24 protein-coding genes are annotated in these 23104 nt (G+C 37.5%); 22 read left to right on the top strand and 2 right to left on the bottom strand.

The window, feature by feature from the left end; genetic code table 11:
- Positions 1-133 precede the first annotated feature (133 nt).
- The 5 genes from ACYT6F_RS03090 (at position 134) to ACYT6F_RS03070 (ending at position 3931) form a co-directional block, all read left to right on the top strand.
- A complete protein-coding gene (locus tag ACYT6F_RS03090) occupies positions 134-673 on the top strand; it encodes a hypothetical protein (protein ID WP_472599843.1) in 540 nt (179 codons plus the stop codon).
- A gap of 30 nt (positions 674-703) precedes the next feature.
- Entirely contained in the window at positions 704-1351 is a 648-nt protein-coding gene (locus ACYT6F_RS03085) for a hypothetical protein (protein WP_472599842.1), read from the top strand.
- The gene (locus tag ACYT6F_RS03080; protein ID WP_472599841.1) at positions 1330-2115 is read left to right on the top strand and encodes a sensor histidine kinase; all 786 of its coding nucleotides are present in this window, start codon (positions 1330-1332) and stop codon (positions 2113-2115) included. The genes ACYT6F_RS03085 and ACYT6F_RS03080 overlap by 22 nt, the downstream gene beginning before the upstream one ends.
- Positions 2112-2750, top strand: coding sequence for a response regulator transcription factor (locus tag ACYT6F_RS03075; RefSeq protein ID WP_472599840.1), 639 nt, complete (start codon positions 2112-2114; stop codon positions 2748-2750). The genes ACYT6F_RS03080 and ACYT6F_RS03075 overlap by 4 nt, the downstream gene beginning before the upstream one ends.
- A 188-nt stretch (positions 2751-2938) precedes the next feature.
- A complete protein-coding gene (locus tag ACYT6F_RS03070) occupies positions 2939-3931 on the top strand; it encodes a zinc metalloprotease (RefSeq protein WP_472599839.1) in 993 nt (330 codons plus the stop codon).
- Between the two features lie 61 nt (positions 3932-3992).
- On the opposite strand, the gene ACYT6F_RS03065 is transcribed toward ACYT6F_RS03070, so the two are convergent.
- Entirely contained in the window at positions 3993-5855 is a 1863-nt protein-coding gene (locus ACYT6F_RS03065) for a M1 family metallopeptidase (protein WP_472599838.1), read from the bottom strand.
- Positions 5856-6199: 344 nt separating this feature from the next.
- On the opposite strand from ACYT6F_RS03065, the gene ACYT6F_RS03060 reads away from it, so the two are divergent.
- The 17 genes from ACYT6F_RS03060 (at position 6200) to ACYT6F_RS02980 (ending at position 21796) form a co-directional block, all read left to right on the top strand.
- On the top strand, positions 6200-7519 hold the full coding sequence (locus tag ACYT6F_RS03060; RefSeq protein ID WP_472599837.1) for a phenylacetate--CoA ligase family protein: 1320 nt from the start codon (positions 6200-6202) through the stop codon (positions 7517-7519).
- Positions 7516-8601, top strand: coding sequence for a 2Fe-2S iron-sulfur cluster-binding protein (locus tag ACYT6F_RS03055; protein WP_472599836.1), 1086 nt, complete (start codon positions 7516-7518; stop codon positions 8599-8601). Before ACYT6F_RS03060 ends, ACYT6F_RS03055 begins: the two co-directional genes overlap by 4 nt.
- Positions 8602-8775: 174 nt before the next feature.
- Positions 8776-9714 carry a 1,2-phenylacetyl-CoA epoxidase subunit PaaA gene (paaA, locus tag ACYT6F_RS03050; protein ID WP_472601096.1) on the top strand — a complete coding sequence of 313 codons (939 nt, stop codon included), beginning with the start codon at positions 8776-8778 and terminating at the stop codon, positions 9712-9714.
- Between the two features lie 108 nt (positions 9715-9822).
- Positions 9823-10104, top strand: coding sequence for a 1,2-phenylacetyl-CoA epoxidase subunit PaaB (gene paaB / locus ACYT6F_RS03045; RefSeq protein ID WP_027373980.1), 282 nt, complete (start codon positions 9823-9825; stop codon positions 10102-10104).
- A gap of 99 nt (positions 10105-10203) precedes the next feature.
- On the top strand, positions 10204-10953 hold the full coding sequence (gene paaC / locus ACYT6F_RS03040) for a 1,2-phenylacetyl-CoA epoxidase subunit PaaC (RefSeq protein ID WP_472599835.1): 750 nt from the start codon (positions 10204-10206) through the stop codon (positions 10951-10953).
- A 78-nt stretch (positions 10954-11031) separates the two neighbouring features.
- Positions 11032-11496, top strand: coding sequence for a 1,2-phenylacetyl-CoA epoxidase subunit PaaD (gene paaD, locus ACYT6F_RS03035; protein WP_472599834.1), 465 nt, complete (start codon positions 11032-11034; stop codon positions 11494-11496).
- A 102-nt stretch (positions 11497-11598) separates the two neighbouring features.
- Positions 11599-12399, top strand: a complete 801-nt coding sequence (locus ACYT6F_RS03030) for an enoyl-CoA hydratase/isomerase family protein (protein WP_472599833.1) — start codon at positions 11599-11601, stop codon at positions 12397-12399.
- A gap of 97 nt (positions 12400-12496) precedes the next feature.
- Complete coding sequence (locus tag ACYT6F_RS03025) at positions 12497-13630, top strand: 3-hydroxyacyl-CoA dehydrogenase NAD-binding domain-containing protein (RefSeq protein ID WP_472599832.1); 1134 nt, start codon at positions 12497-12499, stop codon at positions 13628-13630.
- Between the two features lie 93 nt (positions 13631-13723).
- Positions 13724-14038 (top strand): hypothetical protein, encoded by a 315-nt coding sequence (locus ACYT6F_RS03020; protein WP_472599831.1) that lies wholly within the window; start codon positions 13724-13726, stop codon positions 14036-14038.
- A gap of 1 nt (position 14039) precedes the next feature.
- Positions 14040-14453 (top strand): PaaI family thioesterase, encoded by a 414-nt coding sequence (locus ACYT6F_RS03015; RefSeq protein WP_472599830.1) that lies wholly within the window; start codon positions 14040-14042, stop codon positions 14451-14453.
- Between the two features lie 65 nt (positions 14454-14518).
- Entirely contained in the window at positions 14519-14848 is a 330-nt protein-coding gene (locus ACYT6F_RS03010) for a four helix bundle protein (protein WP_472599829.1), read from the top strand.
- A gap of 98 nt (positions 14849-14946) precedes the next feature.
- Positions 14947-16152, top strand: coding sequence for a 3-oxoadipyl-CoA thiolase (pcaF, locus tag ACYT6F_RS03005; protein WP_472599828.1), 1206 nt, complete (start codon positions 14947-14949; stop codon positions 16150-16152).
- 138 nt (positions 16153-16290) lie between these two features.
- Positions 16291-16884, top strand: coding sequence for an acyltransferase (locus ACYT6F_RS03000; RefSeq protein WP_472599827.1), 594 nt, complete (start codon positions 16291-16293; stop codon positions 16882-16884).
- 10 nt (positions 16885-16894) lie between these two features.
- Positions 16895-17722 (top strand): alpha/beta hydrolase, encoded by an 828-nt coding sequence (locus tag ACYT6F_RS02995; RefSeq protein ID WP_472599826.1) that lies wholly within the window; start codon positions 16895-16897, stop codon positions 17720-17722.
- A gap of 116 nt (positions 17723-17838) precedes the next feature.
- On the top strand, positions 17839-20334 hold the full coding sequence (paaZ, locus tag ACYT6F_RS02990; RefSeq protein ID WP_472599825.1) for a phenylacetic acid degradation bifunctional protein PaaZ: 2496 nt from the start codon (positions 17839-17841) through the stop codon (positions 20332-20334).
- A 53-nt stretch (positions 20335-20387) separates the two neighbouring features.
- Positions 20388-21107, top strand: a complete 720-nt coding sequence (locus ACYT6F_RS02985; protein WP_472599824.1) for an XAC2610-related protein — start codon at positions 20388-20390, stop codon at positions 21105-21107.
- Positions 21108-21112: 5 nt separating this feature from the next.
- A complete protein-coding gene (locus tag ACYT6F_RS02980; protein ID WP_472599823.1) occupies positions 21113-21796 on the top strand; it encodes an SMUG2 DNA glycosylase family protein in 684 nt (227 codons plus the stop codon).
- 112 nt (positions 21797-21908) lie between these two features.
- On the opposite strand, the gene ACYT6F_RS02975 is transcribed toward ACYT6F_RS02980, so the two are convergent.
- The gene (locus ACYT6F_RS02975) at positions 21909-22736 is read right to left on the bottom strand and encodes a T9SS type A sorting domain-containing protein (RefSeq protein WP_472599822.1); all 828 of its coding nucleotides are present in this window, start codon (positions 22734-22736) and stop codon (positions 21909-21911) included.
- Between the last annotated feature and the right edge of the window lie 368 nt (positions 22737-23104).

Raw genomic sequence — 23104 nt, 5'->3', positions numbered from 1 at the left:
TCAAATCTTTTATAATTTTAAATAAAACCTGCAATCCGTAAAATCCCTGTAAATAAACAGGAAAAAAACCATGTCGCAACAATGTGTTTTTTTGCGAACTTTGCGGAATCAACTAACATTATAAAACTAGCTTATGAAAACACAACCTACCTCTGAAACTCTGGAGCTCAATCTGCCGCCAAATACAATGGCTCAGGATCTGATCCAGACCCTGGTAAACAATTACAGAAATAACCAATTGATCGCTGTAAAAGACAAAACAGGAATAGATGATGCGCACTCCATTCATTTTGACCTTGCAACACTGAAAAAATTTATTGCTGATATCGAAACGCTGACCTCCGCCAACAATCCTGAAGCGAATGCAGAAGATTTGGGAATCCGTTTTTACTATGCTGCTTATCCGAATCTTGAAAACTGGGATATCATGAATGGTACACCTATCGGAAGACAATATGCTGAAAAACATACATTGGTAATGGTTCCTACTATAAAAAGACAGGATGAAAACGGAGAAATGCTGAATTATGATTTCAATCCTTTGGCAATGAGCGGAAGCGGGAACTTGCTGGCAATGGCTTCTGCAAAAAATGCAGGTGCTGCATGTGATGTAATCTGCCAGAATCATGGTAATCTGATTCCGCCCGACAGCACGAAAACTGAATTATTTTAATAGATTGAAAACATAATTTATCGAAACACAATGAGTGATTTCCAAAGAATAGTACAAGAATTAATGTTTTGGAGTGAAGGTATTGCGGCCTTGATTTCAATTTTATATTATAACCGTTTAAAAAATCAATACTGGAAATTTTTTGTGTTTTATCTGGTTTTTGTGTTTGTATCAGAAGCTATCGGGAAATGGGGAGATCTCTTTATAGAATATAACAAACAGGCTTATTACAATTACTTTGTCATTCCTATTGAGTTTCTTTTCTTTTATTGGTTGTATGCAGTAAAATCGTTCGACCGGCCGAAACTTTTCTTCATACTTTCGGGAGTATATCTCTTCTCATTTATTCCAAGTGAACTGCTGTTTTCTACGGATAAAGTGATGTTCTCTTTAAATTATACGCTGGGATGTTTAATTCTGATGATACTTGTTGTTATGGAATATTATAAGCAAATTAATTCATCCGATATTCTGGATTTTGATAAAAACAGAATGTTTTACATCAACTTGGGTGTCACTTTATTTTACATAGGAACATTGCCGTTCTGGACGTTCTTTGAATTGTTGAAGTCGTACAGGGAAATTTACAATATTTATTTTGCCTATTTTCTTGTTTCAGCTGTTGTGATGTATATATTATTTTCAATTTCATTGATATGGGGAAAACAGAGCTCCTGATCACCATCATTTTGTTCAACATGTTTTTTGTGTTGTTTGTTGCTGCGGTGATCATGTACATCCGGAAATACAGACAGCGCAAAAAAGAATACCTGCACGAAATTGAAGTTAAAAATGAAATCCACAAACGTGAACTTCTTGCAACGCAGCTGGAAATTCAGCAGGCTACTATGCAACAGATTGGAAGAGAACTGCATGATAATATCGGACAGAAACTTACCCTCGTGAGCCTTTATACTCAACAGCTGCTGTACGAGAACAAAGTTCCGGAAGTCAGTGAAAGAATTGATCAGGTTTCACAAATCATCAACCAGTCTCTGCAGGATCTAAGGAGCCTTTCAAAAACATTGACTGATGATAAAATCAATCAGAAGGAAATTGTAACCTTAATTCAGGAAGAAGTAGACAATACCAATGCTTTCAAAAAATGCAAAGTATCCTTCAAATGTAATTTTAAACAGCTTGATTTAGGCTTTGCCCATAAAAATGTATTGCTGAGGATTACCCAGGAATTCATCCAGAACAGTATAAAACATTCTAACTGTAAAAATATTTTTATTACCCTGAACACCTCTGATGAAATACTTTGGGAACTGGATATTAAGGACGACGGTATTGGTTTTGACCAGTTTAAAACCAAATCAAACGGCATCGGCCTTACCAATATGAAAAATAGAGCAGAAATTATAGGAGCCGATTTTTGTCTGGAAAGCAGGGAAAATTTTGGGACCACACTCAACATTATTTTAAAGAAACAGCCATGAAAAAGACAATAGTGATCGTTGACGATCACATACTCATTGCAAAAGCATTAGAAGGAATCATTGATAATTTTGAAGAATTTGAAGTGATCTACGTTGCAGAAAACGGGAAAGATCTTATTCAGAAATTTGAAAGCAACAGCAGGATTCCGGATATTATCTTAATGGATATCAGCATGCCGATCATGGACGGGTTCGAAACCGTACTTTGGCTCAAGGAAAATCACCCGGGTATCAAAGTAATGGCATTAAGCATGCAGGGCGATGATAAAAGTGTCATTAAAATGATTAAAAACGGGGCAAAAGGCTACCTTCTGAAAAATACACATCCGAAAGAACTTGAAAATGCACTGCTGAAACTGAGTACCGAAGGATTCTTCTACCCGGACTGGGCTTCGAAAATTATTTTCTCCAATATGAATAGCCAAGATTCGGCAAACAGTATTAAAATTTCCGAGCGCGAAAAAGAATTTTTAAAATATACTGTCACTGAGCTTAGTTATAAAGAAATTGCAGACAAAATGTGCTGCAGCCCGAGAACGGTAGAAAGCTATAGAGATCAGCTTTGTGAAAAACTCGATCTTAAAACCCGTGTAGGATTAGCTGTTTTTGCGATAAAAAATGGATTTGCGGGATGAATTACGGTTTAATAAAAACTAAGATATTATAATTTATAAGTAGTAAAATCGTGTTTATAATGATATATTTTGTATAAATATTAAATAATGTTATTGATTGAATAATAAAATTAAGTAACAAGTAGGTGAAATATTTGCATGTGAATTCTGAATTTCATAATTTCATTTTTGTAACAAAATATATTTATATGAAAAAACTACTATTCGGAGTTCTTATGCTGAGCTTCCTGTCCTGTAACAGCGACAACATTATCAACCAAACCGAGGAACCATCAGGCAACACAGAAAATTCAGGAGGATCTGCCTTAAAAAGAGGCTGTCCGTCTGAAGAAATCAGGAAGGCGGCCCTTCAGAAAAGTGCAGAGCTGAGACAAAGATATTCCGCACTTGAAGCCAATACAGAAAAATTTGCCAACGATCTTAAACTGGGGAAAGTACTTTCTGATGGTACCGTTGAAATTCCCGTAGTGGTAAATGTTTTATACAGAACATCATCAGAAAATATTTCCGCTGCCCGTATCGCAGAGCAGATTGCGGTTCTGAATGCAGATTACGGAGGAACAAACAGTGATGCATCAAAAATTCCGACTGCTTTTCAGAGTTTGAAAGCCGGGGATGTAAAAGTAAGGTTCAGGCTGGCAAACACCGTAAGGAAATCAACTACCAAAACAAGCTGGAGTACAAATGACGCTATGAAAAGAGCTTCCAGCGGAGGAATTGATGCAACAAGCCCGGCCAATTATCTTAATATCTGGATCGTTGGAAATATGGGACAAATTCTAGGATATGCTACATTCCCTGAATCTTCAGGACTGTGGAATGACGGTGTTGTAATTGCTGCTTCTTATTTCGGGAAAACAGGCGCCTCTGCACCATTCAACCAGGGAAGAACTGCTACCCACGAGGTAGGGCATTACCTTAACCTGAGACATATCTGGGGAGATGCCAATTGTGGAAATGATCTTGTAACCGATACGCCTACACAGACAGGACCGAACTACGGGAAGCCTAGCTATCCGTTGTACAATACCTGTGGAGGAGTGCAGAGATCAGTAATGTTCATGAATTACATGGATTATGTAGATGATGCCGCCATGTTCATGTTCTCTGCCGGACAAAAAACGAGAATGCAGTCTGTGGTAGCTTCATCAGGAGCAAGATCAGGATTACGATTATATTAATAAATAACTTTTCATAAATACGAAAGTCCAGCTGTTTCATTCTGAAACAGCCGGACTTGTTTTATAGCGTTTTCTTATTATCTTCAGGAGTGTAATCCATAAAAATTCCACCTTCAAGGTTCACTGATTTTACCTTTTTCGTAATAGGAATGGTGAGCATGGTCTGTCGTTGGTCCTTTTCCCAGACAGAAGGTGAGAAATGAAGCTTTTCAACCGTTCCGTCATCATAGCTTATTTCTGCTTCAAAAGGGATCGCAAAGCCACCTATATTATTAATATTTACGGTTAAAAGATCATTCATCTGGCTCGCCCCCGCTATCTTTAGGTCAATGTAATTATTGGTGTAAAACCAGTTGTTGAAGAACCAGTTGAGGTTTTTTCCCGAACCGGTATTCATAGAATAGAAATAATCCCACGGAATAGGATGTTTTCCGTTCCAGTTATTCATATAATGATGCAGGGCTTTTTTAAAGACCTCATCTCCCAGATAATCCTTTAAAGCCAGATAAGATAATGATGCTTTCACATAGGAATTATTACCATATCCTGCACCGCTTACCTGAGTACTCATTGTAATGATGGGTTGGTCCTGTTCCGCAGAAGGATCATTAATCCATCTTTTCACCCTGAAATTTTTATAAAACTCTTTGGCTTTTGCCTCGCCGTTTTCATCGATTCCAATAAGATACTCCAGTGTTGTTGCCCACCCTTCATCCATAAAGGCATATCTTGTTTCGTTGATTCCCATGTAGAAAGGGAAGTAGGTATGTGCAATCTCATGATCTGCGGTCAATCTGGCATCCTGGAAATCATCAGGGATACTGGTATCGTTAATCATCATTGGGTACTCCATATCGGCATATCCCTGTACAGCAGTCATTACATTGTACGGATATTCCACACCCGGCCAGTTTTTGGAAAACCAGTCCAGGTTATAGCGCATCCATTCTACATAATGTTCAAAATCTTTGGCTTCAGGTCCATATGCTGCCTGAATACTCGCTCTTTTAGTTTTCAGCTGAACACTGGAAGCATCCCACGCATAATGATTGCTTAATGCAAAGCAGAAGTCTGTAATATGGCTGGCTTTAAATTTCCAAGTGTTCCATTTATTTGGTTTTGTCACCTTTCCGGATTTCATTTCATGCTCCGTAGCTACGTGAATTACTTTGTCACTTTTTAAAGAAGCCCGGTATCTTTTTAAATATTCTGATTGAAGAACTGCTTCAGGATTCAGGAAATCTCCGGTTGCCCATACAACGTAATTTTTTGGAGCAGTGATGGCAAAACTGTAATCATTAAAATCATTATAAAACTCCTGTCTGTCGGAATGCGGAAGCATATCCCATCCGTTGTAATCATCATATACAGATATTCTGGGGAAGGAATATGCAACATAAAATGTTTCCGGATCAATCTGCCCTTCTCTTCCGCTTTCTACCGATAAAGGATATTCCCATTCTATCTTTATTTCAGCCTTGGCTTTTGATTTTAAGGCAGAATTAAGTTTTACCTTTTCGACAGTTCCCCAATGTTCACTGTTCACAGCATATTTTTCACCATTTACCACAAATGATTTAATATGCAGTCCTGACGTTAGAAAATCTTTGGAAACCATTCCGGATCTCGGAGCCTGGGGTTTGTGTAAATTATTAACAAAACGGATCGCCAGCTCATGAAGGTTATCCGGACTATTGTTGCTGTAAAAGATGGTTTCTTTACCGAAAACAATTTTCGAGTTGGCATCCACTTTTACTTCTACATTGTACACTCCTTTATTTTGCCAGTAATTTTTTCCCGGTGCACCGGATACATCGCGGGTACCGTTTGCATATGCTTTTTTAATATTTCTCGGCATATATAATTCCTGAGCGGAAAATTGCCATGAAGCCAAAAACAACAGACCCAAAACCAATCTTTTCATTACAGTATGTTTATAATCAATTTAGTTTAACATAAAATTGCGAAAAAATGGTAAAAATTAATATTTCAGTCGAAATATTTTTCAACAGAAATAAATCTTACCATTATTAAATCATCCTTAACTTATAAAAATCTTTCAGTATAACTTACAAAGATACGCCAATTTAGCGTGTATGATGTAAAATTGAATTTATTAATGCAAGGTTTTTTATCTTTCAGATCAGTTTTTGACTCAATATTGTTCGTTTTACCTTTGACTGGTGTATCTATGATGAAAATCATAAAAATTTGGCAGAAACAAAAAATCTTTTTACATTTACACTAACAAGTGTTAGTTAGTTAAGTATGGATTTTTCAGTTGAATATCTAAAGCTCGATCAGTTGAGACAGCTTCAATCTGAGCGATTGATAAAGCTGGTAGGCTATCTTGGGGAGAAGTCAGAATTTTATAGAAGGAGGTTTAATGAAGAGGGAATATCTGCACAGGATATCCGGTCTATTGAAGATATCACGAAACTTCCGATTACTTATAAACAGGATTTAAGAGATCATTATCCTTTCGGATTATGTACCGTTCCGAAAAATGAACTGCAGAGAATTCACTGTTCAAGCGGAACAACGGGTAAACCGACTGTAGTGGGATATACAAAAGAAGACGTTGATCTATTCAGCGAAGTCGTGGCGAGATCTTTAAACGCAGCAGGAGCAAAACCGGGAATGCAGCTGCATAATGCTTATGGTTACGGAATTTTTACCGGTGGATTGGGATTGCATTATGGCGCGGAAAAATTAGGAATGAGTGTTCTCCCTATTTCCGGAGGCATGACGGCAAGACAGGTTGATTTAATTATGGATTTTAAGCCTGAAGTTCTTTGCTGCTCACCTTCTTACGCTTTAACGCTGGCTGATGAATTTGCCAAAAGAGGAATTTCTGCAGATGAAATCAGCTTGAAATATGCCGTGCTAGGTTCAGAACCGTGGACGGAAATTATAAGACATCATATTGAAGAAAGATTAGGCGTTCATGCAACCAATATTTACGGGTTGAGCGAAATAATCGGACCGGGAGTCTCAATGGAAGATTTTGAAGAAAAAGGTGGATCTTACATTTGGGAAGATCATTTTTATCCCGAAATTTTAGATCCGGTTACCAAGCAGCCGGTTCCGTTTGGAGAGGAAGGCGTTTTGGTCATTACAACATTAACAAAAAAGGCGATGCCGCTTTTACGGTACTGGACCAATGATATTACCAGCCTTTATTATGACGGAAATGGTAAAAGAACCATGGTGAAAATGAAACCAATAATCGGAAGAGCAGATGATATGCTGATTGTAAGAGGAGTAAATGTTTATCCCAGCCAGATTGAAGAAGCGTTTTCTCACGTAGAAGGTGTGGTTCCGAATTATTATTTGACGCCGGTTGAAAAAGAACAGATGTGTGTTGCGCTGGATATTGATGTGGAAGTAGATGATGAATTGGTAAAGGCGCAAAATTTAAGTTTAAATACCGACGATTATGCTGTTTTCGTCGGAAATTTCGGGAAAAACATAGAAAACGAAATAAAGAAACGGGTAGGAATTACCACAAAAGTGAAAATTCATGCCCAGGACAGTTTACCTAAATGTGAAGGTGGAAAAATTAATAGAATATTAAAAACAAAATGAATTCATTTTATAAACTAAAAACGGTAAAAGTTCAGAAAGATACCAACGACGCAGTTAATGTAGCTGTTGAAGTTCCTGAAGAACTGAAAGATAAATTCAGATTCAAGCAGGGACAGTATCTCAATTTCCGGATGATGATCAACGGAAACGAAGAGAGACGTTCTTATTCTATCTGCAATGCGCCGAGTGAAAAAAGCAATACACTGGAAGTATTGGTGAAATTATTGGAAGGCGGGAAAGTCTCAGGTTATTTCAACGAACATCTTCACATGGACGAAGTGCTTGAAGTGATGCCTCCGATGGGTGGTTTTAACACTTCTTATCATCCTACCAATGTAAAAACATACGTTGGGCTGGCTGCCGGTAGCGGAATTTCCCCGGTGTTGTCCAATATTAAAGAAAGCCTTTACCAGGAGCCTCTTTCCAATGCATATCTGTTCTACAGCAACAGAAGTATGAATCATGTAATGAAAAGAGCTGAAATTGATAAATTGGTAGAGCAGTTCAACGGAAGACTGAAAGTAGTGTATCTGGTAAGCCGTGAGAAACACGAAGATCCGCTTTTTGAAGGAAGAATCTGTCCAGACAAACTTGAGCTGTTGTTTGAAAGATATGCTGATATCAATGTAAAAGAAGCAACGTATTTCATTTGCGGTCCTTCAGAAATGATTAAAGGCATCGCAGATTATTTAAAGAAAGATAAAAAAGTACCTGCTATACAGGTTTTGTTTGAATATTTCACTGCTCCCGATGAAGAAAACACGGAGGAAATGAGTGATGAATTCAAAGCGATTGCCAATATCGAAAGTATGGTAACGGTAATCATTGATGATGATGAATATTCATTCCACCTGAATTCTAAAAAAGAAAGTATCTTAGATAAAGCATTAAAAGACAATCTTCCTGTGCCTTTTGCGTGTAAAGGAGGAGTATGCTGTACGTGTAAAGCCGAAGTTTTGGAAGGTGAAGTTTTCATGGAAAAAAACTACGCGCTTACCGAAGAAGAAGTAGCCAGAGGTTACGTTCTTACCTGCCAGTGTCATCCTACAACGAATGTGGTGATGCTGAATTATGATGTGTAATTAATATAACAATGTAACAATTTACCAATGTAAAATGATAAGATTTAACTCTAAAACTTTGTGGACTTGGCTAAGTGAAACGCCTTAGCGAACTTAAAAGCAGTTAGTAGTAAAATAAATCTTAGCAAACTTTGCGTTAAAATTTACCTTCATTTTAAATATTACAAAATGGAAATAGATATTGAAAAATTTGTACAGTACGTACACGACGAAAATAAAGTTGAACCAAAAGATGTAATGCCTGACGATTACAGGAAATTATTGGTTCGTCAGATCTCACAGCACGCCCATTCCGAAATTGTAGGAATGCTGCCGGAAGCCAACTGGATTTCCAGAGCGCCTTCACTGAGAAGAAAAATGGCGCTTCTGGCCAAAGTTCAGGATGAGGCTGGTCACGGTTTATACCTGTATTCTGCAACCGAAACATTAGGAGACGGAACCGTAAGAGCAGACAGGGATGCAACATATGAAGATATGCTTTCAGGAAAGGCAAAATATTCAAGTATCTTTAATTATCCTACGCTGAGCTGGGCAGATATCGGCGCCATCGGCTGGCTGGTAGACGGAGCGGCAATTATGAATCAGGTAATGCTGATGGGAAATTCTTACGGGCCTTATTCCAGAGCAATGGTGAAAATCTGTAAGGAAGAATCTTTCCACCAAAGACAGGGTTATGAAATTTTAATGGCGCTTTGCCGTGGTACAAAACAGCAGAAAGAAATGGCCCAGGCTTCGTTAAACCGTTTCTGGTGGCCGGCTTTAATGATGTTCGGTCCGAATGATGACAGTTCGCCAAACTCTAAGATCTCTATGAATTACAGAGTGAAAAGAGAAAGCAACGACAGTCTTCGCCAGAGATTCATTGATGTTACCGTTGCTCAGGCTGAATTTTTAGGATTAACCATTCCTGACCCGGATCTGAAATGGAACGAAGAAAGACAACATTACGATTTCGGACAGCTTCCTTGGGATGAATTCATGGAAATCCTGAAAGGAAACGGACCGTGCAATAAAAAACGTATCGAAACCAAAAGAAAAGCACAGAGAGAAAATTCCTGGGTAAAAGAAGCTGCGGCGGCTTTCGCGGAAAAACAGGAAAAAATTTCAATATAACAATATACCAATGTAAAAATGTAACAATCCTATTGTCATTCTGAGCAAAGCGAAGAGTCTCATTATTGTTAAACTGTTATATTAATACATTGTTAAATTAATTTATTTATGGCAAATTTAGATATGTGGGAAGTGTTTATCCAGACTAAACCGGGATTATCCCACAAACACGTTGGAGTGGTACAGGCACCAACAGCAGAAATGGCTTTGCAGAATGCAAGAGACGTTTATACAAGAAGAAAAGAAGGAACATCAGTTTGGGTAGTTCCAAGTAAATACATCGTAACTTCGGAAGGAGTGGATAAAGAAGCATTCTTCGATCCGGCAGACGACAAACTCTACCGTCACCCGACTTTCTACGAAATTCCAAACGATGTAAAAAATATGTAATGAGACTTGGAGATAATAGATGTATAGATCAAAGACCTTAGGGATTACTTGTCTATTTTCTATCCTTCTATCATCTAATTGTCTTAAAATTAAAAAACAATGAACCCATTATACAATTATTTATTAAAACTCGCAGACGATAGTTTCATTATGGGACAGCGTTTGTCTGCGTGGTGCGGTGAAGGTCCTTATCTGGAGGAAGATATTGCATTGACGAATATCGCATTGGATGAACTTGGACAGGCGAATAACTTCTATGTTTACGCTTCCAGAGTAATCGATGATGGTAAGAGCGAAGATGATTTGGCATTTTTAAGATACGAGCATGAATATGTGAACGCGCATTGGGTAGAACTTCCCAATGAAGATTATGCACAGACGATTTTAAAAGTATACGTTTTTGCAGTCTATCAGAAATTAATGTACGAAGCATTGTCAAATTCTGCAAATGAAGAACTTTCTGCTATTGCTCAGAAGTCTTTGAAAGAAGTAAGATATCACTATACACACGCCGCTTCCTGGATGAAGATTTTCGCTCAGGGAACGGAAGAAAGCAGAACACGTCTGGTTAAAGCGATTGAAAATATTTGGGAATATACAAAAGGTTTATTTGCAAAAACAGATGGTGAAGATGATTTGGTAGCTCTAAATATTGCTCCAAATACAGATGTTCTTTACGAAGAATTTCTGGCCATCACGCAGAAAGATTTTGCGGATTTCGGGTTGGAATATCCATCAAATCCTTTTATGCAGCCAAAATCAAGAACAGGTTATCACACGGAATATTTTGGATATATGCTTTGTGAATTGCAGTATATGCAGAGAGCATATCCGGGATGTACGTGGTAAATAAAATGTACCAATATATCAATGTAGCAGTTTAGCAATAATTGGTACATTGATAGACTGTTAAATTGTTAGATTAAATTGAGAGATCCTTTAGAAATATTAGAACTCGTTCCCGATCCGGAAATTCCGGTAATCAATATCGTGGAATTAGGCATTGTAAGAGAAGCAAAAATTACAGGTGAAAACTCCTGTGAAGTAACGATTACGCCGACCTATTCTGCCTGTCCCGCCATGTTTACCATTGAGGAAGACATCATCAAGATCATGAAGCAAAACGGTTGGGAGGCAAAAGTGGTGACCAAGATGTTTCCGATCTGGACAACAAACTGGCTTACGGATGAAGCAAGAGAAAAACTTCGCGTCTACGGAATAACACCTCCAGAAAAAGGAGCCGATGAGCATCACATTGGCAAACCAAAAAAATGCCCACGTTGCGGTTCTATGAACTCAAAACAGATCAGCAGGTTCGGATCAACATTATGTAAAGCTTCGTATCAATGCTTAGACTGTTTGGAGCCTTTTGATTACTTTAAATGCCATTAATCAATTTGAAAATGTGTAAATTTGAGAATGAGTTAATTAATAAAAAATTGCTTAAAAAACATTTTCAAATTATATAATTTTCAAATTAAAAAAATTAATACTATGTACACACAACTCGATATTGAGAGCCACTTCGAAGGAAAGTTAAAAATTGCTTACCTCAACCAGCCTGACACCATGAATGCGCTTACAAAGCCATCATTATCAGATCTGAAAGATTTTGTAAAAGAATGCAGTGAAGATCCTCAGGTACGATGTGTCGCTATTTCAGGGAGAGGAAGGGCTTTTTGTTCCGGTCAGAATCTGGATGATGCTTTCGTTCAGGGAAATGAGCATCATGATAATGATATTATCAGAAAAATCGTAACCGATTATTACAATCCATTGGTTATGGAAATTACACGCTGCAGAAAGCCTGTGGTGGCTTTGGTTAATGGTCCCGCAGTAGGAGCAGGAGCAATGCTGGCGTTAATTTCGGATTTCGTTTTGGCGGTTGACAAATCATACTTCGCCCAGGCATTTTCAAATATCGGATTAATTCCTGATACCGGCGGAACCTATTTTTTGCCTAGATTAATGGGAAGACAACTGGCCAACTATTTAGCATTTACAGGAAAAAAACTATCGGCTGAAGAAGCAAAATCATACGGATTGGTAGCAGAAGTTTTCAGTGAAGAAGAATTTACCCCAAAATCAATGGAAATTCTTGAAAAAATGGCGAATATGCCGACAGCAGCTATTAAACTTACCAAAAAAGCATTCGCCAACTCTTACAACAATACATTGAAAGAACAGCTGGAATTAGAAGCAGATTTACAGCAGGAAGCAGCAGAGACAGAAGATTTTAGAGAAGGAGTAAGTGCCTTTTTACAGAAAAGAAAACCTGATTATAAAGGAAAATAAGAATTAATATAACAATGTAGTAATCTGGCAATGTAACAATGACCAAAATTTTTTACATTGGTAAACTGCTACATTGTTAGACTGTTACATTATAAACATGAAATATGTAGGAATTATCGGTGCCGGAACAATGGGAATCGGCATTGCACAAGTAGCCGCAACCAATGGATGCAAAGTCTGGATTTATGACGCCTATGCAAAACAGGTAGAAACGGCAACCGTAGGATTGGAAAAAACACTGACCAAACTGGTCGACAAACAGAAAATTTCAGCAGAGAAAATGGCTGAAATTTTAGCAAATATTTCCATCGCTACAGAATTAAAAGACTTCAAAGATTGCGAATTGATCATTGAAGCCATTATCGAAAACAAAGAAATCAAGACCAAAGTTTTCACAGAATTAGAGAAACACGTATCAGAAAGCTGTGTTATTGGTTCCAATACTTCATCCATTTCCATCACCTCTCTTGGTGCAGAATTACAGAAACCGGAGCGTTTCATCGGAATTCACTTCTTCAATCCGGCTCCGCTGATGCCTTTAGTGGAGGTTATTCCATCCTTATTAACCGAAAAATCTTTAGCGGAAAAAATCTATACTCTGATGAAAGACTGGGGTAAAACTCCTGTCGTTGCAAAAGATATTCCCGGATTTATTGTCAACAGAATTGCGCGTCCTTACTACGGTGAAGCGTTAAGAATCGTTGAAGAAAACATCGCAACGGTAGAACAGGTGGATGAAGCGATGAAAACCACCGGGAACTTCAGAATGGGACCTTTTGAGCTGATGGATTTAATTGGTGTTGACGTAAATTTCTCGGTAACTAAAACAGTTTACAATGAATACTTCTTCGATCCGAAATACAAACCATCTCTTCTTCAGCAAAGAATGTCAGAGGCAAAACTTCATGGAAGAAAAACAGGAAAAGGATTTTACGATTATTCGGAGGGAGCTGTTAAAGTAGAACCTGTGAAAGATGAAGCGCTTTATCAGCAAATATTCATGAGAATTATTTCTATGTTGATTAATGAAGCCGTAGAAGCAAAAAGATTAGGTGTAGCAAATGATGAAGATCTGGAACTGGCAATGCAGAAAGGCGTAAATTATCCTAAAGGATTATTAGCTTGGGGAAAAGAAATCGGATATTCCAAAATCTCCGAAACGTTGCAGGATCTTTACGAAGAATATCAGGAAGAAAGATATAGACAAAGCCCGTTGCTTTGTAAAATGTAACAATATACCAATCTGGCAATTTATTTGTTATTCTGAGCAAAGCGAAGAATCTCTCTTGGTAACTGTTACATTGTTAAATTATTAAATTAAAAAATGAATATAGACGGATTCAGAGCCGAACTGGAAACAAGACTGAATATTGAAAAAGAATACATTGTTCAGGAACTTTCTTTGATAAATGACTATCAGGAAAAGCTTGAATTATTAGGGAAATTCAATGAAAAATATAAGGAGCTTATTAAGAGAATTGCCAATGAAGAAGGAATTGATCTGAGTGCTTTTTATCAGGCAGAAAATTTATCAAATTCAGAAAATCTTTCATACGGACAGGTCATTCTGGGTAAAACCATGAGTATTTACGACCGGTTGGCCGATGAATTATATGAAAAAATAACAAGCATAAATTAATATGAATCCCAGACAGGTTGCAGAATATATGTTCGATCAGGATTTCTTTTCCCAGTGGATGAATATCAGACTGATTGACGTTAAAGAAAATTATTGCTTAATAGAAATGCCCATTAAGAAAGAAATGATTAACGGGCTGAAAACGGTTCACGGAGGCGTTACCTTTGCTTTTGCGGATTCAGCGTTGGCTTTTTCGTCCAATAATTCCGGAGATGCCGCCGTTGCATTAAACTGTATCATCAATTTTACCAAAGCGGGAAAAGAAGGCGATACTTTCAGGGCAGAAAGCGTTTTGGTCAACGAAACCAGAAAAACCGCTGTTTACGACATTAAAATCACCAATCAAAATGAAGAACTGGTTGCAAAATTTGTCGGAACAGTATATAAAATAGGAAAGAAAGTAACGGAGCTGTAACTCAATGTAACAAACAATTTATCAGCATCAATTTAACAATGATGAAATAAAATAAATGAACACAAATGATAAATTTCGAGAACAATCCATTAATTGAGAAAACAGTTCAATTTTCTTTAGATATTATTGAATTTTGTGAACTTTTAGATGAAAAAAGAAAATTTGTTATTGCTAAACAATTGTTACGCTCTGGGACAAGCATAGGAGCCAACTCATTTGAAGCACAAAACCCACACAGCAAGAATGATTTTATCAATAAAATTAAAATTGCGGCAAAAGAATTAGAAGAAACAAAATATTGGCTCTATCTCTGTAAGCATTCAAAAACTTATCCTTTTAATGAAAAGTTAGAACTTCAGGTTACGAGATTGGGAAAATTATATATAAAATATTAAATACAAGTTTAAAAAATTAATCTAGCAATGTACCAGTTTATAAATGTATCAATAATTGTTACACTGTTACATTACCAGATTGTTACATTAAAAACATTATGAACAACGTATACATCATAGATTACATCAGAACTCCGATTTCAAAATTGTCGGGAGGGCTTTCAGAAGTAAGAGCCGATGATTTGGCTGCCATTGTGATTAAAGAAATTGTAGCAAGAAACCCTGAAGTTCCGGTTGAAGAAATTGAAGACGTTATTTTCGGATGCGCCAATCAGGCAGGTGAAGATAACAGAAACGTAGCCAGAATGGGACTTTTACTGGCCGGACTTCCTTACAAAATCGGAGGGGAAACGGTCAACAGATTGTGCGCTTCAGGAATGTCGGCGGTGGCAAATGCTTTCCGTTCCATTGCGGCAGGAGAAGGTGAAATTTATATCGCAGGCGGAGTGGAACACATGACACGTTCGCCTTACGTAATGTCAAAACCAAGCACAGCTTTCGGAAGAGACAGCCAGATGTTCGATACCACTTTCGGATGGAGATTTATCAACCCGAAAATGAAAGAAATGTACGGTGTTGACGGAATGGGCGAAACCGCAGAAAACTTAGCGGATATTCACCAGATTAGCCGTGAAGATCAGGACAAATTTGCCCTTTGGTCACAGCAGAAAGCGACAAAAGCCCAGGAAAGCGGAAGACTCGCTGAAGAAATTATAAAAGTGGAAATTCCACAGAAAAAAGGCGAACCGAAAATTTTTGATAAAGACGAATTTATTAAGCCAACATCTTCCATGGAAGGCCTGGGAAAACTTCGTCCTGCTTTCAGGAAAGAAGGCACCGTAACGGCAGGAAATGCCTCCGGAATGAATGACGGAGCCGCAGCTTTAATTTTGGCCAGCGAAGAAGCCGTGCAAAAATACGGACTTCATCCGATTGCTAAAATACTAGGTTCGGCAGTAGCGGGAGTAGAACCGAGAATCATGGGAATCGGGCCCGTTGAGGCTGCTCAGAAAGTGTTAAATAGACTCAATCTTTCATTAGATGATATGGGCGTTATTGAGCTGAATGAAGCGTTTGCAGCCCAGGCTTTGGCAGTAACAAGAAGTTTGGGATTAAAAGATGATGATTCAAGAGTGAATCCAAACGGAGGAGCGATTGCGATTGGTCATCCACTTGGAGTTTCGGGCGCAAGAATCGTTGGTTCTGCGGCTATGGAACTTCAGAAACAGGATAAAAAATATGCATTGTGTACGCTTTGTATCGGTGTCGGGCAAGGCTATGCAATGGTGATTGAAAAAGTATAACTTTTTCAATAATGTAACAATATAGAAATGTATCAATGTATCAATTCCACTGTAATGGTGTATAGTGAACTTGTCGAATTATCTATGGTAAACTGTTAGATTGATACATTGTTAAATTAAATTTTTGAACAAAAATTTATGAATATCTACTCATATCACGGAATTCGTCCGATAATAAAACCTTCCGCTTATGTTCATCCGCAGGCGGTGATCATCGGAAATGTAGAAATTGGCGAAGAGGTTTATGTTGGTCCCAATGCGGTGATTCGTGGGGACTGGGGTAAAATTATTGTCAAAGACGGCGCTAATATTCAGGAAAACTGTACGCTTCATGTTTTTCCCGGGATTGAGACCATTTTGGAAGAATCTGCACATATCGGTCATGGCGCTATTATTCATTCCGGGCATATCGGAAAAAACTGCTTAGTCGGAATGAATGCTGTCGTGATGGATAAAGCCATTATTGGTGATGAATGCATTATCGGAGCTTTGGCTTTTGTTCCTGCCAATTTTAAATGTGAAGCGAGAAAATTAATTGTTGGAAGTCCCGCAAAAATCATCCGTGACATTTCTGATGAAATGATCAAATGGAAAACAGAAGGAACGAAGCTGTACCAGGAATTGGCAAGAGAAGGAAAAGATGCTATTCTGCCTTGTGAACCTTTTACTGAATATGTTCAGCAGATCCCAACAAAAGTTGTGGATTACAGCATTTGGGATGATGTGAAATAATTAAATTATTATGATCAAAAAACTTCTCATTTTCTGCAGTCTTTTATTTACGTTTCAATCTATGGTTTTGGGCCAGACTGAAAAAGTAAAACCACTGACTATCGGAGAAATAAGGACCATACAATCGAAAATTTTAAATGAAGAAAGAACGTTAAATATCTATCTTCCGCAAAAGTTCGACAAAACAAAATCTTACCCGGTTATCTATCTTTTGGACGGAAGCATGAATGAAGATTTTATTCATGTGACCGGCTTGGTACAGTTCTTCAATCAGATGTATTCTATGCCGGAAACGATCGTTGTGGGAATTGCCAATATTGACAGAAAAAGAGACTTCACTTTTCATACCGATTTAAAAGATTTACAAAAAGATTATCCTACAACGGGACATTCAGATAAATTTATCAGTTTTTTGGAAAAAGAATTAAAACCTTATATTGAAAGTCAGTTTAAAACAGCGGATAAATACCTGTTCGGACAATCGCTAGGCGGACTTTTAGCAACAGAAATTCTATTGAAAAAACCTGAGCTTTTTAATAATTATTTTATCATCAGTCCGAGTTTGTGGTGGGATGATGAAAGTCTTTTAAAGCAAGCGCCTATGTTACTAGCCAAAATTCAGGATACCAGGAAATTTATTTATGTTTCAGTAGGAAAAGGAGAACACCCGGTAATGATAAAAGATGCGGAAGATTTATACAATGTATTGAAGAAAGCCGGCAAGAAAAATTGGACTTTAGAATATAAAATGATGGAAACAGACAATCATGCAACCATTCTTCACAGAAGTTTGTATGAAGGTTTGGTAAAATTGTTCCCGTATCAGGACCCTAAATAAACGTAACAATATATCAATGTAACGATTTTACACACTGTCATTCTGAACGAGTCAAGAATCTCATTGGTAAACTATTAAATTGATATATTGCTAAAATTAAAATACTAAAAAACTATATGGAAAAGTTAAAAAACTATATCTACGGCGAATGGATCGAAGGTTCCGGCAATGGAATTCCTTTATACAATGCTGTAACGGGAGAGCAGGTTGCTGTTTCCGATACGGAAGGGCTTAATTTTGAGCAGGCTCTTGATTACGGTAGAACAATAGGCTACAAAAACCTTTCATCCATGACGTTCTATGACCGTGGAGAAATGCTGAAAAAAGTAGCGCTTTATCTTTTAGAAAGAAAGAAAAAATATTACGAATTATCATACAAAACCGGAGCTACCCATATCGATTCGTGGGTAGATATTGAAGGAGGTTTCGGCACATTCTTTACGTATTCGGGATTGGCAAAAAGAATGCTTCCGAATACCCCGTTTTGGGTAGATGGAGACACTCAGAAAATCTCTGCCAACGGAACGCACCTCGGAACCCATATTTTAACGCCTAGTGAAGGGGTTTCCGTTCAGATTAATGCGTACAATTTTCCGGTTTGGGGAATGTTGGAAAAGCTTTCAACTTCTTTATTGGCGGGTGTTCCGTCAATTGTTAAACCTTCACCGTTCGGTTCGTATTTAACGAATGCTGTTTTCCAGGATATGATCGAAAGCGGAATTCTTCCTGAAGGCGCTGTTCAGCTGGTTTGCGGTGAGCCTGGAAATATCCTGGATTATGTTCAGGATGGAGATTCCGTACTGTTTACAGGTTCTGCAACCACGGGAAGAAAATTAAAATCTTTACCTTCAGTTGCCGGGAATGCCGTTCGTTTTAATATGGAAGCTGATTCTTTGAATTGTTCCATCTTAGGACTTGAAGCAAAACCAGGCACGCCGGAATTTGATTTATTCATCAAAGAAGTCCGTAACGAAATGACCACAAAAGCCGGGCAAAAATGTACGGCTATCAGGAGAATTATTGTTCCCGAACACCTTATCGGAGACGTTCAGCAGACTTTATCAAAAGCTTTAGACCAAACCAAAATCGGAAATCCTCTGAGCAGGGAAACAAGAATGGGATCTTTGGTGGGAAAACAGCAGTACGAGGAAGTATTAAGAAAAATAAACATGCTGAAAGCAGAAACCGAGCTTATCTATGATGGTCAGCACGAACTGGTAGATGCTGATTATGAGAACGGAGCATTTATGAGCCCGAAATTATTCCTAAATGACAAACCTTTTGAGAAAAACATCTCTCACGATGTGGAAGCTTTTGGACCTGTTTCTACCCTGATGCCTTACAAAGATGCGGAAGAAGCTGTTGCGCTTGCAAAAAGAGGAAAAGGAAGCTTGGTGGGATCAATTGTTTCTTATGACGATCAGTTCGTAGCGGAAACATCATGGAAAATGGCCTCACACCACGGAAGGATTTTTGTGCTGAACAGAGATAATGCAAAAGAAAGCACCGGTCACGGATCACCGCTTCCGACATTGATGCATGGCGGTCCCGGAAGAGCAGGAGGAGGTGAGGAAATGGGCGGACTCAACGGTCTTCATTTCTTCCTTCAGAAAACAGCCATTCAGGGTTCTCCGGATATTTTGACGGCAATTACAAAAGTATATCAGCAGGGTGCTGAGAAAAATTATTCGGACAAGCATCCGTTCCGGAAATATTTTGAAGAAGTAGAAGTGGGAGATTCTCTGGAAACGGCAGGAAGAACTGTGACAGATGCAGATATTGTTAACTTCTCTAATGTTTCTTGGGATCATTTTTACGCGCACACTGATGCAACAAGCTTAACGGGAACTATTTTTGATAAAACGGTTGCTCACGGATACTTTATCCTTTCTGCAGCGGCAGGATTGTTTGTTTCAGGTAAAAAAGGACCGGTTATCGCCAATTACGGACTGGAAAACTGCTCGTTCTTTAATCCTGTGTATGCAGGAGATACAATTACAGTATATTTAACGGCTAAAGAAAAAATTAACCGCGGCGTAAAAGGGAGAAATATTCCTTCCGGAGTGGTAAAATGGCTGGTTGAGGTGGTGAATCAGAGAGATGAAATCGTCTGTGTAGCGACAATATTAACGTTGGTTGCAAAACAGTCTCCGTTTATTGATCTAAACCTGAAAAATATTCAAAAAATATTGAATGGTTTAACAGAATCTACTCAGCCAGATTGGGGTAAAATGTCTCCTCAGCAAATGATAGAACATTTAGAACACGGTATTTTGGTAAGTCTTGGCGAGCCCGAAGCAGATAAATGTTTCACTCCTGAAGAGCAGCTGGAAAAATGGCAGGATTCCCTTTATAATCACCGAAAGATGCCGAAAGACTTCCCGGCTCCGTTTTTGGCGGAAGATGAAAAACTTTTGGAGTTGAGACATAAAAACCTTGAAATTGCCAAGCAGTCTTTCATGGATAATCTTAAAAGATTCATAATCTATTACAAAGAAAATCCGCAGGCAGAGCATATGAATTTCGTATTCGGGAAGCTGAATAAGGAAATGTGGGAACTGATGCACGGAAAACATTTTACACATCATTTTGAGCAGTTTGGATTGATTTAATTTAATAAATTTATAATCCCTTTCAGTCATTGTCCTGGAAGGGATTTTTTACTATGAAACTTTTAAGACCTATTTTTTTAGCATCATTTATTTATATTATTTTTAATTCTTGTTTAAAAGAAAAAGAAAAGAGTTCTGATGTATATTTTTCTAGCGAAAAGTTTATAGATAGTTTAAATATAGGAGAGAAAGGAATAACGAAAATTGCTGTTGAAAACTTCCGGAATGATAAAAGAGAAGATAATATTGTAGTTCTGAATTTTTATAGGCAAGACAGTATTTGGGACTATAAAAAACAGAAGAATGTAGGAAAAACTTGGAAATCTATGCAAAAGTTTTATTTCGATAAAGATGGTCTTACAGGAATAAATGCTGAAATTTCAGATTTCAATGGCGACGGTTTTAAAGATCTCATGTATCAAAGCGGAATAGCAGGAAGAGGTGGAAATACGATCCGGAAATTATTTATTTATGATCCTAAAAGCAAGGAATTTATCTATATTAAAAATTCAGATCATTATCCGAACCTGAGCTATAATTCAGATTTAAAATGTATAAATTCTTTGATTCTTACAGGATCTACGATAACAAGTTTTCTCAAAATTAAAAGTGATTCTTTGGATGAGTTTGCGAGAGTTGATGTAGCAGATACAATTGTAGTAAAAGAAAAAGATTCTTCAGGAAAATTCAGGGTGATTGAAAAAAGAAAATTTACCGGAAATGATGATGACTTTTATAAAACTTTCAGAAGATATAAACCTTTAGAGTATTAGAAATAATGAACACCTTCGCCGAACAAGTTGTAAGTTTTAATCTGAATCTGAAATATGAAGGCAGTCTTCCCGTTGATTTTCAGGTTTTAAACCCTTATTTAAACAATCCTGAAACGTTGGTTGTGATGGAAAAGTTTTATCACAAATATTATAACGATTCTGATAAACGGAAATTTTTGATAGGAATAAATCCCAGCCGTCACGGAGCCGGAGTTACCGGAGTACCCTTTACCGATACCAAACGCCTGGAAAGTGTCTGCGGGATTCCGATGGCCTCAGCGTATACTCATGAAGTTTCATCGGTATTTGTGTATGATATGATTGCAGAATATGGCGGAGCGGAAGAATTTTACAGAGAAGTATATATCAATTCACCTTTTCCGCTGGCTATTGTCAGAAAGTCAAAAGGAAGCTGGATCAATGCGAATTACTATGACGATAAAGCATTATTCAATGATGTAAAAGATTTTATGATCGATTCTTTAAAAAAACATATCAGCCTTAACCTTGAGACGTCCGAAGTTTTTATAATGGGAAAGAAAAATGCAGATTTTATTACTAAGCTCAATCAAGAAGCCGGACTCTTTGACAAAATGACTGTCCTGGAGCATCCGAGATATATTCAGCAGTATAAATCTAAAGATAAACAGCTGTATATTGATAAATATATTTTAGCCTTAAAAAATTAAAATTCCCCGAAAACTTCGGGGAATTTTTATCACACTTATGCATTAGAACCGTCACACAATAAGTTTACTTATCAAAATAGGTTTTGGTTATTAGTTGTTTGATGATAAGTTCTTATTGTTTGATAATTTTATAAGCCTCTGAAGAAGATTTTACCATATATACACCTTTTGGTAATTCGGTGATATCTGCTTCATTTACTCCTTTTTTAGCTTCGATTGTTTTTACTATTTGTCCGGATTCGCTGTATACTTCAAATTTTGTATTTTCTGTAGCTTTAATTGTAAGAGGGCCGGTTGTTGGATTTGGGTAAACATTGTTCTCTTTTTTAGTAGCTTTCACATCGTTCGCCGCCAAAACAATTCCCGCATCTTTCACCCATGTAAAGGCATCAAATTTAAGATATTGGAAGTTTCCTCCCGCAGTAATTTGCAGCTGGTCGATTACAATATTGCTGTAATTTTGGCCGTTAAGATTGGTCATATCAATTAAAGTATAACCATTGGTAACAGCCGTTGTTCCGTTGAAACCAGTGGTTTTAGTCTGTGTAAATTTCGTTACTCCAGACAATTTTCCTGTAACAGTAATAGTACCGGCTACACCCAATGTGCCGTTTGCAGCTGCTGCAGAAACCCAGAATCTGTTTACTTTAAAAAGGTTTGAAGTCGTTTTAATACTGAATGATGTTCCTGCAGACTGGTTTCCTGTTCCGGAATTATCAATGAACCTGTTGTCGATAGAAGTTCCGTTCCATCCTGCAGTAGGATTAGCTCCTGATACCTTATAGCTGTTTACAACAGACAAAATATTAAAGATCACTCCGTTATCCGTGAAGCTTGAGCTCCCGTTAGATTCTGTCTCAAATTGTTCTGTACTGGTTTGTCCAAATGTAAGCATTGAAACGAAAAGACCGCAAAGGGTAGAAAGTAAAGTACTTTTCATAATTTTAAATTTAGGGTTGATAATGTATTTAAATTGGTAAATGATTATATTAAAGTGCATATTATCACCAAGCAGATTCTGACAATAAAGTTTTATTAATCCGTATCGGAATTATTGTGCATGTTTTTGATAATGCATTGTATGTCACGTTATTGGGAAATTGAGGGCCTGTGATTTTACTATTCTCATGAATTGTTTGTTTATGATTATTAATTTTTCAGTTCCAATCCTACTCTGTTCAGGCTTTTCGGTTTCCGCCTTTTTATCTAAATGTTGTACCTTATTCAGAGTTCAAAGTAACAACAATCGTATATTCTATTATAGAGTGAAAAATACCAAATTACACGTTACGTATTTTTACGGATAAT

The organism is Chryseobacterium sp. NG-CE01 (assembly GCF_055695505.1).
The sequence above is the reverse complement of the archived record's forward strand: the minus strand, read 5'-3'. Positions and strand labels throughout refer to the sequence as shown.